Source organism: Kocuria sp. UCD-OTCP (genome assembly GCF_000349605.1).
Classification (GTDB): domain Bacteria; phylum Actinomycetota; class Actinomycetes; order Actinomycetales; family Micrococcaceae; genus Kocuria; species Kocuria rosea.
Genome location: NZ_AOSQ01000047.1, coordinates 1 through 14136, shown reverse-complemented (window position 1 = coordinate 14136; position 14136 = coordinate 1). Strand labels below are relative to the sequence as shown.

Sequence of the window (14136 nt, the reverse complement as noted above, 5' to 3'; positions counted from 1 at the left end):
ACGGGGCGGATGTTGGCCCACTGGTCGAAGTTCTGGGTGATGTTCAGCCGCAGCCCCCACAGGGACACGTGGTCGGGGACGTTCTCCCACCCCACGGCCCCGAAGTAGATGGCGTCGAAGTCCTGGAGGGTCTCCAGCCCGTCGGCCGGCATCATCACCCCGTGCTGGGCGTAGTACGCACTGCCCCAGGGGAACTCGGTCCAGTCGAAGGAGAACGCCCCGTTCGACTGCTCGGCCACCGCGTCCAGGACCGTGCGGCCGGCGGCGACGACCTCCTGGCCCACGCCGTCGGCGGGGATCGAGGCGATCGTGAAGACCTGGTGCTCGGCCATGGGGTGCTCTCCTTCTCGGGTGCTCTGCTCGTGGTGTCCGCAGCGCAGTGCGGCACCGGATTCCAGTAGAGCGCCCCGAGCACCATGAGGTCCAAGACCGGAATCCCATCCCCCGGATAGGAATCCCCTATGACACGATCCGCGGCGCGTCCTGCGGCGCCGTCCCCTCCGGCCGGCCCGCCCTCTCGGCCCGGTCCGGCGCCGTTCCCTCCGGTGCCCGGGAGCGGTCCGCGGCGTGCCGGGCCGCGTGCTCGGCGGCGACCGCCAGGAACGCGCGGGCGGCCGGGGTCAGGTGCGCCGGGCGGCTGAGCACGGCCACGTGCAGCACGGTGACCGGTTCGATCCGCAGCACCCGCAGCCCTGCGGCGCGCGCCAGCGGGGTCCAGGAGGAGGGCAGCACCGCGTGCCCGACCCCGGCCAGCACCAGCGGGAGGACCGAGGTGCGGTGGGCGACCTCGGCGGCGATCTCGACCGGCACCCCGCCGGCCAGGGCGTCGTCGACCAGCCGCCGCATCAGCGAGCCCTGCTGGGAGACGACCACCCGGTGCCCGGCCAGGTCCTCCCGGCGGATGGCGTGCCCGTCACCGAAGGTGTCCGCCTGCGGTGCCACGATGAGCACCAGGGGCTGCTGCTCCAGGTGCATCACCTCGACCTCGGCGGAGCGGAACGGGTGCTCCGAGCCCAGGATGCCGATCTCGGCGCGGCCGGTGCGCACCGCGTCGACCACCTCCTCGGGGGTGAAGGCCGCTTCCACGCTGACCGTCACGGCCGGGTGGGCTCCCGCGTAGGCGGCGATCATCGACGTGAGCGGTTCGACGCCGGGGGAGGGCATGGCGACCACGTCCAGGCGGCCGCTGCGCACCCCGCGCAGGTCGTCGACGGCGGACCGGGCGGCCTCCAGGTCCCGGACCACCACCCGGGCCGGGCCCACCAGCTCCTCGCCGGCCTCGCTGAGCACCACCCGCCGCCCGATCCGGTGGAACAGCGGCACCCCCAGTTCCCGCTCGAGGCCCTTGATCGTCTGGGACAGGGAGGGCTGGGCGATGAGCAGCTGCTCCGCGGCGCGGGTGAAGCCGCCGTGGTCCACCACGGCCAGGAAGTACGTGAGCTGCCGGACGTCCATCGTCGTCTCCTCCTGCGTCCGTGCGGCGGGGGTGCGGGCCCCTCGGTGCTGCCCGTGGGTGCAGGAAACAACATGCCACAGAAGTGCGGCATCCCCGTCCCGGAACGAGGGCGTCCCCGTGCGCGGCGCCCCTGCGGGCCGTGGGCGGATCGTGTCCCGCCCGGGCCCTGCGTCCTCCTGGGCCGGCGTGCGCCGCCACGGACGCCCAGGAGCCGGAGTTCCCGCGGCCCCGGTGGTTTGCAATTGACTTAAGATTCGAACACGTATTCGAATGGGGGCGTGAGCTTTCCGCACCTGCACGTCGCCACCGCCTTCAGCGCCCACTTCGGGGTCAGCCGGCCTGCCGTCCTGGCGGCCGCCGCCGCGGCGGACGGCGCGGACGCCCTCGCCTGCACCGACCGGGACGGGCTCTACGGCGCGATCAAGCACCTGGGCGCGTGCCGGGAGCACGGCATCGACCCGGTCCTGGGGGCCGACCTCGCCCTGCTGGACCCCGGCCGCGAGCGCGCCCTCGGCCGCGTGGTGGTCCTGGCGGCCGGCGGCACCGCCGGTGCGGGCTACGCCGCCCTGTGCCGGCTCGTCTCCACCGCCCACGCCGCAGCGGGCCCGCCCGGGGTGACCGCCGCCGAGATCGCGGCCGCCGCACACTCGCCCCGGCACGGGGAGCCGGTTCTGACCGTCCTGCTCGGGCCCGCCTCCGACGTCGGGCAGGAGCTCGCGGCCCGCCGCTACCGCACCGGGCGCGCCGCCCTGGCCCGGTGGCGGACCCTGCTCCCCGCACCGGCGCTCGCCGTGGAGGTGGTCTCGCACCTCGCCGCCCCCGGCACGGCGTGCAGCACCTCCCACGCGGCCCGGATGCTGCGCGCCGCCCTCGAGGCGGGGCTGACCCCCGTGCTGACCAACGCGGTGCGCTACGCCACCCCCGCCGAGGCCGCCACCGCCGACGTCCTCGACGCCGCCCGCGCCCTCACCCCGCTCGAGACCCTCGGGGCGCGCGCCGGCCACGCACCCGGCGGCAGGGCCGCCGGGCGGACCGGGACGTCCCGGCGGACGACGGCGCCGGAGCCGCTGCAGCCCAACGGCCAGGGCTGGCTCAAGTCCGCCCGGCAGATGCGCGCGCTCGCCGCGGAGATCGCCCGGGCCGCGGACCTCGGCGCGGCCGGGGCCGCGGCCCTGCTGGCGGGCACCCAGCGGGTGGCCGACCGGTGCCGGCTGGATCCGGTCGCCGACTGCGGCTGGGGGCGGCCGGTGGTGCCCGAGGCCTCCGTGCTGGGCCTGGACCGGCCGGCGCCCGCAGAGCTGCGGGCCCGGTGCGAGACGGGGCTGGGCCGCCGCTACCCGGGCCGCCGCATGACACGGGCCGTGCGGGACCGGCTGGAGCAGGAGCTGGGGGTGATCGAGGACCTCGGCTTCGCCTCCTACTTCCTCACCGTGGCCGAGGTCTCCGCGATGATCGGGCAGATGGGGGTCCGCCACGCCGCCCGCGGCTCGGGGGTGTCCTCGCTCGTCAACTATCTGCTCGACGTCTCCCAGGTGGACCCGCTCGAGCACGAGCTGCTCTTCGAACGCTTCCTCTCCAACGACCGCTCGACCCTCCCGGACATCGACATCGATGTCGAGTCGGCCGAGCGCCACCGCGTCTACCGGCGGATCTTCGAGCGCTTCGGCCCCGAACGGGTGAGCCTCATGAGCATGCAGAACGCCTACCGGGCCCGCGGTGCCGTCCGGGACGCCGGGCTGGCGCTCGGCATCGACCCCGAGACCGTGGACGGCGCGGCCAAGCAGCTGTGGCACCTGCCGGCCTCGGCGCTGCGGGAGACCATCGCCCGCCAGCCGGAGCTGCGGGACTTCGCCGAGCAGGTGGCCCAGGAGAAGCAGCTCGACCTCCTCGTGGACCTCACCGAGCGCCTGGACCGGCTGCCCCGGCACATCTCCATGCACCCGTGCGGGGTGATCCTGGGGGACCTGAGCCTCCTGGACCGCACCCCGGTGCAGTCCAGTGGGACGGGGATGCCCATGAGCCAGTTCGACAAGCACGACATGGACCCCATGGGCATGCTCAAGCTCGACATCCTCGGCGTGCGGATGCAGTCGGCGCTCGCCCACGCCGTCGACGAGGTGGCCCGCACCCACCCGGACCGGCCCCGCCTGGACCTCGAGGCGATCCCCGTGGACGACGGGAGGACGTTCGAGCTCATCCGCTCGACCCACACCCTGGGGTGCTTCCAGATCGAGTCCCCGGGCCAGCGCGAGCTCATCGGCAAGATGGCGCCCACGAGCTTCCGCGACCTCATCGTGGACATCTCCCTGTTCCGTCCCGGGCCGATGCACTCGGACATGGTGCGCCCCTACCTGGAGCACCGCCACGGCTGGTCCGCGCCCGTCTCGATCCACCCGTCCCTCGACCCGATCCTCGCCGAGACCCACGGCGTGACCGTCTTCCACGAGCAGGTCCTGCGCATCCTCGACACCTTCACCGGATGCGGTCTCGCCCGGGCCGACGAGCTGCGCCGCCGGCTGGGCTCCGAGCGCCAGCTCGAGGTGGAGGAGTTCTTCCGCGAGCGGGCCCGTGCGCGGGACTACCCCCTGGACGTGGTGGACAGGGTCTGGGAGACCCTGGCGGCGTTCGGCTCGTTCGGCTTCTGCAAGGCCCACGGCGCGGCGTTCGCGGTGCCCACCTACCAGTCCGCGTGGCTGAAGGCCCACCACCCGGAGGCGTTCCTCGCGGGGCTGTGGGAGCACGATCCCGGGATGTACCCCAAGCGCCTGCTCGTGGGGGAGGCGCGGCGGATGGGCATCCCCGTCCTGCCCGTGGACGTCAACCGCTCCGACGAGCACTACCGGGTGGAACGGCTCGACGACGACCCCGCCCGCCTGGGCGTGCGCCTGGCCCTCACCGGGATCCACGGGGTCTCCCGGGCCGAGGTCCGCCGGATCGTGGCGGGGCAGCCCTACGCCTCGCTCGCCGAGCTGCGGCAGCGGGCCCGTCCCGCCCGGCGCACCCTCGAGCGTCTCGCCGCCGTGGGGGCCTTCGACGGCCTGCTGCGCCGCTCCGGCGGCCCCGCGTCCCGCGCCGACCTCGTGCACGCCCTGCGGGCCCGGGCGGACAGCGGCCGGCCCGCCCGGCCGGCCGGGGAGGTCGAGGGACAGCTGGCCCTTCCGCTCGGGGACCTCGAGCTGCGCGCCCTGCCCGCGGAGCGCCCCGAGCCCACCCTGGCGGAGAAGGTCCGCACCGAGCTGGACCTGCTCGCGGTGGACGTCTCGGCGCACCTGCTGGAGAGCTGGGCGCCCCTGCTCGGCGAGCTCGGGGTCACGCCCGCGGAGCGGCTGCTGGAGCTGCGCAACCGGTCCGAGGTGCTCGTGGCGGGGGTGCGGGTCTCGACCATGACCCCGCCCATGCGCAGCGGCCGGCGGGTGGTCTTCGTCAGCCTCGACGACGGCACGGGCGCGGTGGACTGCGCCTTCTTCTCCGACGCCCAGGCCCGCTCGGGGCAGCACCTGTTCGGCACGCGGATGCTGCTGGTGCGGGGCCGGACGCGGCGCACCGGGCCCCGGGGGATCAGCATCAGCGCCGAGCAGGCCTGGGACCTCGCCGACCCCGGAACCCCGGCCGCGGTGCGCGCCGCGGCCCCGCCTAGCCTGCGGGGAGCCGGGGCAGGATGAGCCGGGAGACCGTCCGGATCCAGGGGTTTCACTCTCGGTGAAGCCATTGGCCAGCGAACTGATTGCCAGTATGGTTACTAATAACAGCGGACGAGCTGCACCCCGCCTCCCCGGGCGGAGATCGTCCGCGGCGAGCCCCCCGTCCAGGGGAGCCCGTTGCCTCGCAGAATAGAGAAGGAGTTCTCATGGCTACGTACGACGTGAACGCACTGCTGTCCGCCACCGCCTACGGGTCGGACGGCGACAAGATCGGCAAGGTCGAGCAGGTCTTCCTGGACGACAACACCGAAGAGGTCACCTTCGTGACCGTCAACACCGGTCTCTTCGGCACCAAGGAGAGCTTCGTCCCCGCCGACGGCGCCCAGCAGGACGGCGACCGCCTCGTCCTTCCCTACACCAAGGACGTCGTCAAGGACGCCCCGAACGTGGACGCGGACCAGCACCTCTCCCCGGCCGAGGAGGAGGAGATCTACCGCTACTACAAGATGAACTACTCCGGCACCGACGACCGCGACCGCACCGACCGTGACCGCACCGCCGGCGTTGCCGGCACCGCTGGTGCCGCCGGGACCGCCGGCGCCGCAGGTCTCGCCGACCGCGACGACCGCTACGCCGCGGACACCGACCGCAACGCCGTCCCGGCGACCGGCACTGCCGGCTACCCCGAGAACGACGGGTACGCCGACACCGACCGTGACCGTGACCGCACTGCCGGGATCACCGACGTCGACACCGACCGCACCGCGGGGATCGCCGACGTCGACCGCGACCGCACCGCCGGGCTCACCGACCGTGACCGCACCGACAGTGTCGACAACGGCGTGGTCCGCCACGAGGAGCAGCTGCACGTCGGCAAGGAGCGCCAGGAGACCGGCCGCGCCCGTCTGCGCAAGTACGTGGTCACGGAGAACGAGTCCGTGGACGTGCCCCTCGAGCGCGAAGAGGTCCGTGTCGAGCGCACCCCGCTGAGCGGCACCGAGGCCACCGCCGGCACCATCGGCGAGGAGGACGTCGACGTGACCCTCCACGAGGAGCGTCCCGTCGTCGCCAAGGAGACCGTGGGCGTCGAGAAGGTCGGCCTGGAGAAGGAGACCGTCCGCGACACCGAGCGCGTCGACGCCGAGGTCCGCAAGGAGCAGGTCGAGGTCGAGACCGACGCCGAGCGCGGCACCGGCCTGACCGACCGCAACCGCGGCACCGGCCTGACCGACGACGATCGCCGCGACCGCATCTGATCGCACCCGATCGACTCCGGGGCCCCCGTCACCGTTCTGGTGACGGGGGCCCCGTCGTCGTGCCGGACGCGGTTCACCCCGCTGCCCGCCGGGCCCGCGTGCCGGGCACGGCCGCGTAGTAGACCAGGCCCAGCGCGACCACCGCCGCGGCCGCCACGTACATCCCCCGGTAGCCCAGCGCAGGGACCAGGGCCCCCATGAGCATCGGGCCCAGGGCCACCCCCACGTCCATGCACAGGAAGTAGGTCGACGTGGACAGCCCCACGCGGGTGAGCGGGGCCGAGCGGACCGCGGCGGCCTGGGCCGCCGAGAGCACCGCCCCGTAGCCCACGCCCAGCACCGTGCCCGAGGCGAGCACGAGGAACGGCGAGTCCGCGGCCGCGAGCAGCAGCAGCGCCACCACGAAGAGCAGCAGCGACGGGTACAGCACCGCGTTGTCCCCGCGCCGGTCCTGCAGCCGGCCCGCGAACGGGCGGCTCACCAGGACGGTGACGGCGTAGGCCACGAAGTACGCGCCCGCGGGGCCCACGAGGTCCGCCTGCACGGCGAACGGGTTGAGGAAGGACAGGACCGCCGAGTACCCCACGCCCACGAAGAGCATGAGCGCCGAGACGGGCAGGGCCCGCGCCTCCACGAACTGCCCCACGGAGAAGGACCGCAGCCCCGCCCGCTGCTCGGCGGAGAGGCTCAGCTCGGGGACCCGGGTGACGGCTCCCACGGCGAGACCCAGCAGGGCGACCGTCGTGCACACCCCGAAGAGCGTGTCGTAGCCCACCGCCGTGGACAGGCTCAGTCCCGCCAGGGGACCCAGCGCGGCGGCCAGGGTGGTGGAGAGCATGAAGTACCCGGTGCCCTCGCCCCGCCGGTGCGCGGGGATGAGGGCCTGGACGGACGCGGGCAGCACGGTGGTGGCCATGCCGAAGCCCACGCCGTTGAGCACCCGCACCACCAGCAGGCCCCAGAAGCCGGTGTCGAGCAGGTAGGCGGCGGCGCACAGCGCCAGCAGCACGAGCGCGGCGAGCAGCACGCGCCGGCGCCCGAGCAGCTCCATGTACTTGCCGGTGAGCAGCCGCGCCAGGACCGCCCCGACGATGAAGGCGCTCGTGGCCACCCCGGCCAGCGCCTCGTCCGTGCCGAAGCGCTCCATGGCGTAGAGCGCCATGACGGTCATCAGCAGGTAGAAGTTCATGGAGATGAGGAACTGGCCCGCCCACATCAGCACGAAGCCGGCGGTCCACAGCCGGTGCGGCGGGGGAGAGGGCACCTCCCCTCCCGGTGCGGGCGGGTCGGGCGGTCCGGGAACGTCTGCGGGCATCGGGTGGCCTCACCTCCGCCGGCCATCATCTCACCGCCGCGGCCCCCACCGGCCGACAGGTACCATCGATGCAGTGCGCGCCGCCCGCCGGTGCCGCTGCCACGCGCCCCCCGTACCGGTGCGTGCCGATCCCGACCCGAGGAGCACCTTCCCCATGACCACCGTGCCCGAGCACCAGCCCGAGTCCGCCCCCCTCACGATCACCGTCGACGGCGAGCAGCGCACGGTGGGGACCGGGACGTCCGCCGCGGACCTGTACCGTGAGGACCGCTCCGTGGTGGTGGCCCGGGTCAACGGCGCGCTCAAGGACCTCGCCACCGAGCTGGCCGACGGGGACGCCGTGGAGCGGGTGCTCATCTCCGAGCCCGAGGGCCTCGAGGTGCTGCGCCACTCCGCCGCCCACGTCATGGCCCAGGCCGTGCAGCAGTTGCACGAGGACGCCAAGCTCGGCATCGGCCCCTACATCACCGACGGCTTCTACTTCGACTTCGACGTCGAGCAGGCGTTCACGCCCGAGGACCTCAAGGCCATCGAGAAGCGGATGCAGCGGATCGTGAACTCCACCCAGTCCTTCCGCCGCCGTGCGGTGAGCGAGGAGGAGGCCCGGGCCGAGATGGCGGACGAGCCGTACAAGCTCGAGCTCATCGGCCTGTCCCAGGGCCCCGGCTCCGGCGCGGACGTGGACGCCGCCGCGGAGGGCGCCTCCGTGGAGGTCGCCGCCGGCGAGCTGACGATCTACGACAACGTGGACCGCAAGACCGGGGAGACGGTCTGGAAGGACCTGTGCCGCGGCCCGCACCTGCCGGACACCAAGCTGATCGGCAACGGCTACGCCCTGATGCGCTCGGCCGCGGCCTACTGGCGCGGTTCCGAGAAGAACAAGCAGCTCCAGCGCATCTACGGCACCGCGTGGCCGTCCAAGGAGGACCTCACCGCGTACAAGAACCGCCTCGCCGAGGCGGAGCGGCGCGACCACCGCCGGCTCGGCTCGGAGATGGACCTGTTCTCCTTCCCCGACGAGCTCGGCTCCGGCCTTCCGGTGTTCCACCCCCGGGGCGGGATCATCCGCAAGACCATGGAGGACTACTCCCGGGAGCGCCACACGGAGGCCGGCTACGAGTTCGTCTACACCCCGCACATCACCAAGGGCCACCTCTACGAGGTCTCCGGCCACCTCGACTGGTACCGCGAGGGCATGTTCCCCGCGATGCACGTGGACGAGGAGCGGGACCCGCAGACCGGGGAGCTGACCAAGCAGGGCCAGGACTACTACCTGAAGCCCATGAACTGCCCGATGCACAACCTCATCTTCCGCTCCCGGGGCCGCTCCTACCGGGAGCTGCCGCTGCGCCTGTTCGAGTTCGGGCAGGTCTACCGGTACGAGAAGTCCGGCGTGGTGCACGGCCTGACCCGGGTGCGGGGCATGACCCAGGACGACGCCCACATCTACTGCACCCGGGAGCAGATGAAGGCGGAGCTGACCACCACGCTCGGCTTCGTGCTGGACCTGCTCAAGGACTACGGGCTGGACGACTTCTACCTCGAGCTCTCCACCAAGGACCCCGAGAAGTTCGTGGGCTCGGACGAGCTCTGGGAGGAGGCCACGAACACCCTCGCCGAGGTCGCGGCCGAGTCCGGGCTGGACCTGGTCCCGGACGCCGGCGGCGCCGCGTTCTACGGCCCGAAGATCTCGGTGCAGGCCAAGGACGCGATCGGACGGACCTGGCAGATGTCCACCATCCAGCTCGACTTCAACCTCCCGGAGCGCTTCGACCTGGAGTACCAGGCCGCCGACGGCACCCGGCAGCGGCCCGTGATGATCCACCGTGCCCTGTTCGGCTCCGTGGAGCGGTTCATGGGGGTGCTCGTGGAGCACTACGCCGGGGCGTTCCCGGGGTGGCTGGCCCCCGTCCAGGTCGTGGCCATCCCGGTGGCCGAGGCCTTCAACGACTACCTGCAGGGCGTGGTGGACACGCTCCGGGCCCGCGGCGTGCGCGTGGAGCTCGACGCCGGCTCGGACCGGTTCCCCAAGAAGATCCGCACCGCCTCCAAGGAGAAGGTCCCGTTCGTGCTCATCGCGGGCGGGGAGGACGCGGAGGCGAACGCCGTGTCCTTCCGCTTCCGCGACGGCTCGCAGGACAACGGCGTCCCGGTCGGCGAGGCCGTGGAGCGGATCGTGGCGCACGTCCAGCGGCGGATCAACGAGGAGCCGACGGCCGCCGCCGCCGAGGACCCCCGCGCCGCCGCGGAGACGGCCGGGGTGGGGCAGTGACCGGTACGGCGCCCGACGCCGGGCCCCCGCACCACTGGATCCGCCAGGACGAGTTCGAGATCCCCGGGGTGCCCGACAGCTTCCAGCGGCTGTGGACCCCGCACCGGCTCGCCTACGTGCGCGGCGAGGACCCATCCGTGCGGGAGGACCCCGGGTGCCCCTTCTGCAACGGCCCGCAGCGCGCGGACGAGGAGTCGCTGATCGTCCACCGCGGCGAGCACTGCTTCGTGATCCTCAACCTGTTCCCGTACAACCCCGGCCACCTCATGGTCTGCCCGTACCGGCACGTGGCCGATCTGACGGAGCTCGAGCCGGCGGAGCTGCGGGAGCTCACGGATCTGACCCGCACCGCGGTCGCCACGATCCGCGGCGTCGCGTCCCCGCACGCCTTCAACGTGGGCATCAACCTGGGGGCCGCGGCCGGCGGCTCCCTCTCGGGGCACCTGCACCAGCACGTGGTGCCACGCTGGAACGGGGACGCCAACTTCATGCCGGTCCTCGCCGGGACCAAGGCCATCATGCAGACCCTCGGGGACACCCGCCAGGACATCGCCGACGCCTGGCCCGCGGCCTGATCCGCGTCGTCGTCACACCCGGGGCGTCCGCCCCCGGGCGCCGCGGCGCTCAGCCGCGGGCGTCCTGGGCGGGAGCACCGCGCCGCTGGTGGACGAACTCCTCCCGCGGCTGGAGTCCGCGCCGCTCCAGCAGCGCGCCGAGGTGCGGGCGGCGTCCCAGCAGGGCCTCGAAGGCCTCCATCGGGGCGGTCTCGTTGCCCCGGGAGAGCACCTCCTCGGCGAAGCGCCGCCCGTTCTCCCGGGTCGGTCCGCCGCGGGACGCGAACCACTGCGCCGTGTCGGCGTCGAGGATCTCGGACCAGATGTAGGAGTAGTAGCCCGCGGAGTAGCCGCCGGCGAAGATGTGCTTGAAGTACCCGGTCCGGTAGCGCGGGGCGATGCCGTCCACGTCCACCCCGGCGCGGGCGAGCGCCTCCTGCTCCACGGTCCGGGGGTCCGGCAGCTCGGCGGGGTCCTCGATCCCGTGCCACGCGAGATCCAGGTAGGTCGAGGCGAGGTACTCGACGGTCCGGTAGCCCTGCCCGTGCGCGGACGCCTCCCGCAGGCCCGCGAGGGTCTCCTCGGGGATCGGCTCGCCCGTGCGGTGGTGGCGGGCGTAGTGCCGGAGCACCTCCGGGTGCAGCACCCACATCTCGTGCACCTGGGAGGGGTACTCCACGAAGTCCCGCGGCACCTTCGTCCCGGAGAACGAGGGCAGGTGCACGTCGGAGAGCAGCCCGTGCAGCGCGTGGCCGAACTCGTGGAAGACCGTCACCACCTCGTCCAGGGTCAGCAGCTTGGGCCTGCCCGCGGGCGGCCGGGTGAAGTTCGCGTTGTTGACGACGACGGGGCGCTGACCGGTCAGCCGGTTCTGGTGCACCAGCGATCCCATCCAGGCGCCGCCCTGCTTGGTGGGCCGCGTGAACCAGTCGCCCAGGAACAGCCCCACGCCGCGGCCCGCCTCGTCGGTGACCTCCCACACCCGCACCTGCGGCAGGTAGCCGTCCAGGTCGGGGCGCTCGGTGAAGACCAGCCCGTAAAGCTCCCGGGCGGTGCGGAAGATCCCGTGCTCCAGCACGGATTCCAGCTCGAAGTGCTCCCGCAGCGCGGAGGCGTCCACGGCGTAGCGCTCCCGGCGCAGCCGCTCGGCCCAGAACGGCCAGTCCCACGCCTCGATCGGGTGCCCGGCCAGCTGCTCGAGCTCCGCCCGCTCCTCGAGGGCGTTGCGCACGGCGGGGCCGGTGATCCGCTCCAGCATCTCGTGCACCGCCTCCTGGGACGGCGCTGTGTTCCCGGCCATGACGTGGTCGCCGTGGCTGCGGTAGCCGAGCAGCCCGGCCTGCTCCGCGCGCAGCCGGGCGATCCGGGCGGCCACGGGCAGCAGGTCCGTGCGGCTCTGCGAGCCCTCGCCGCCGTGCTCGCCGGTGCCGCGGTTGACGGCGGCCAGATGGATCCGCCGGCGCAGCGCGCGGTCCGTGAGCACCGACAGCACGGGCTGCACGGTGAACAGCGAGGGCGTGAGCAGGTACCGGCCCGGCATCCCGTTCTCGGCGGCCGCGGAGGCGGCGGCCTCGACGTCCGTGGGGGACAGGCCGTCCAGCTCCGCGCGGTCGTCGACGACCACGGCGGAGGCGTTGACCTCCCGGATCAGGTCGTTGCCGTAGCCGATGCTCAGCTCCGAGAGCTCGTCGTTGATCTCCCGGAGCCGCCGCTGGTCGTCCAGGGTCAGCTCCGCGCCGGAGTTCGCGAACCAGGAGACGTACTCGTCCAGGGCGCGCAGCTGCCACGGCTCCAGGTCGGTGCGGTCCACCCGCCGGACCCGGGCGTAGAGCTCCTTGTTGAGCGTGAAGTCCGCCTTGTGCTCCGACAGCCGCGGGGCGAGCTCCTGGTAGATCCGCTGGATGCCCTCCGTGTTGTGCGCCGCGGTCAGCGTGAAGAAGACCGACTCGACCCGGTCCAGGGCCAGGCCCCCGCGTTCGAGGGCCTCGATGGTGTTGGCGAAGGTGGGCGGGTCCGGGTCGTCCAGGATCGCCCGCACGCACTCGAGGTCCTGGGCCATTGCCGCCTCGAAGGCCGGCAGGAAGTGCTCCTCCTTGATCCGCCCGAAGTCGGGCAGCTCGTAGGGGAGCGGGCTGGGGCGCAGGAGTGGGTTGTCCAAGGGCCGGCTTCTGTCGTGGTGGGCGGACGGGTGCGACCAAGACTAGCCTCCCGGTGCAACGGGTGTGGACGCGGGTGTCGCCGCCGATGACGACGTCGACGACCCCTGACGGATCGGCCAGACTGGACCTCGCCCCGAGGGTCACTGACGGTTTCGGGAGTGGCCGCAGAGTTGCCTGCGTCCGGAGAAGGAGTGCCGTGCTCATGACCTACCCCGCGAGGGAGTACGACGTCGTCATTGCCGGCGGTGGACTTGCCGGGCGCAGCATCGCCTACTTCCTGAGCCGGGAACCAGGGCTGTCCGGGGCGCGGATCCTCATCATCGACGACGCCGGAGATCGATACCCCCACCGCTCCCTGATCTACTGGCACGACGACGCCCTCCCGCTGCCCCTGACGCCCGCAGCCACGTTCACGAGCCTCGCGGTTGACGCAGGACCTGCCCAGCGGGTGCTGCCGCTCGAGCGCCACCGCCTGTGCCTCACCTCGTCACGGGATGTTTTCCGATGCCTCGACGACGTCATCGATGCCAACCCTCAGATCAGCCGTCTCGACGCACGGGTTTCACGAGTACGGGCTCATGCCGACTCGGTGGACGTGGCCCTCTCCGACAGCCGGCTCGTCACGGCATCCCACTGCTTCGACAGCACCCTGCCCCCCCCACCGGCATCAGGGCACCACTGCTCATGTCGGGTGCGGACTGCGCACGCCTCCTTCGACCCGTCGGTCGCCACCTTCATCGAGTTCCGGTCCGGTGAGCACCACCCCGTGCACTTCCACTGCGTCCTGCCGCTCTCAGTCCGGTAAGCCGTCGTCGAAGTCACCCGGATCATGCCGGGGAGGACTCCCACCCCGGAATTCTCGTTCGAGCAGGCAACGTCGGACTACCTGCGCCAAGTCTGGGGTGTGAACGAGTACTCGTCGTTGTCCGTGGAGCGAGGGTCCATCCCCTTGGGCATCCGCCTCCGTTCTCCGCGCGGCCGCCATGTGCGCATCGGATGTCCCGCCGGGGCCGTCAAGGCCACCACGGGCTACGGCTTCACCCGGATCCTTCGTCAGACCCAGCACCTCGCCTCCACGCTGGCCTCCACCGGGTCACCCGACGCTCCCCGGCCGTCCCCACGCTTCCGCTGGTACGACAGGCCCTTGCTCACGATGTGGGAACACGACCCCGAACATGCGGTGCACTTCATGAAAGCCGCGTTCACCTCCGGCGATGCTGATCTCGTCCTCGACTTCCTCGACGAACGGACCACGTTCGCACAGGAACGGCGGCTGCTCGGGTCCATGCCGGTCACGATGCTCCTGCAGCCGCGTCTCTGGATCTGAGCCCGTCATCAGGACCTCTCGTCCGGCCGAACGGGACTATCGCAGTAACGGTGTAAGAGGCCCAATCGGGACTGTAAGAAGAACGGTGTGTGAGGGTCCGGCCTGATCCGAAAGGAGACGGCCGTGACCGACTTCACGACAGACAGGACAGAGGAG

The 14136-nt window shown here is 72.5% G+C and carries 8 protein-coding genes and 1 pseudogene; 5 read left to right on the top strand and 4 right to left on the bottom strand.

The genetic code is table 11. The features are described 5' to 3' along the window. On the bottom strand, positions 1-332 hold a 332-nt coding region (locus H488_RS0118910; protein ID WP_031283513.1), incomplete at its 3' end, for an isocitrate/isopropylmalate family dehydrogenase. Positions 333-459: 127 nt separating this feature from the next. Continuing rightward, positions 460-1455 carry a LysR family transcriptional regulator gene (locus H488_RS32565; RefSeq protein ID WP_017834425.1) on the bottom strand — a complete coding sequence of 332 codons (996 nt, stop codon included), beginning with the start codon at positions 1453-1455 and terminating at the stop codon, positions 460-462. Between the two features lie 279 nt (positions 1456-1734). Here H488_RS32565 and H488_RS32560 point away from each other — a divergent pair, with 279 nt between their 5' ends. Continuing rightward, complete coding sequence (locus H488_RS32560) at positions 1735-5118, top strand: DNA polymerase III subunit alpha (RefSeq protein ID WP_017834424.1); 3384 nt, start codon at positions 1735-1737, stop codon at positions 5116-5118. A gap of 185 nt (positions 5119-5303) precedes the next feature. Continuing rightward, the gene (locus tag H488_RS32555) at positions 5304-6353 is read left to right on the top strand and encodes a PRC and DUF2382 domain-containing protein (RefSeq protein WP_017834423.1); all 1050 of its coding nucleotides are present in this window, start codon (positions 5304-5306) and stop codon (positions 6351-6353) included. Positions 6354-6426: 73 nt separating this feature from the next. Here the strand turns inward: H488_RS32555 and H488_RS32550 are convergent, their stop codons facing one another. After that, entirely contained in the window at positions 6427-7617 is a 1191-nt protein-coding gene (locus tag H488_RS32550; RefSeq protein WP_017834422.1) for an MFS transporter, read from the bottom strand. Between the two features lie 205 nt (positions 7618-7822). Between H488_RS32550 and thrS the strand changes: the two genes are divergently transcribed. Then, positions 7823-9940, top strand: coding sequence for a threonine--tRNA ligase (gene thrS, locus H488_RS32545; protein WP_017834421.1), 2118 nt, complete (start codon positions 7823-7825; stop codon positions 9938-9940). Further along, positions 9937-10515: an HIT family protein gene (locus H488_RS32540; protein WP_017834420.1), complete on the top strand. Its 579-nt coding sequence runs from the start codon at positions 9937-9939 to the stop codon at positions 10513-10515. Before thrS ends, H488_RS32540 begins: the two co-directional genes overlap by 4 nt. A 49-nt stretch (positions 10516-10564) precedes the next feature. On the opposite strand, the gene H488_RS32535 is transcribed toward H488_RS32540, so the two are convergent. Beyond that, positions 10565-12652 carry a M3 family metallopeptidase gene (locus H488_RS32535; protein WP_017834419.1) on the bottom strand — a complete coding sequence of 696 codons (2088 nt, stop codon included), beginning with the start codon at positions 12650-12652 and terminating at the stop codon, positions 10565-10567. A gap of 86 nt (positions 12653-12738) precedes the next feature. On the opposite strand from H488_RS32535, the pseudogene H488_RS38080 reads away from it, so the two are divergent. Next, positions 12739-13980: pseudogene (locus tag H488_RS38080) on the top strand (lycopene cyclase family protein). Positions 13981-14136 lie beyond the last annotated feature (156 nt).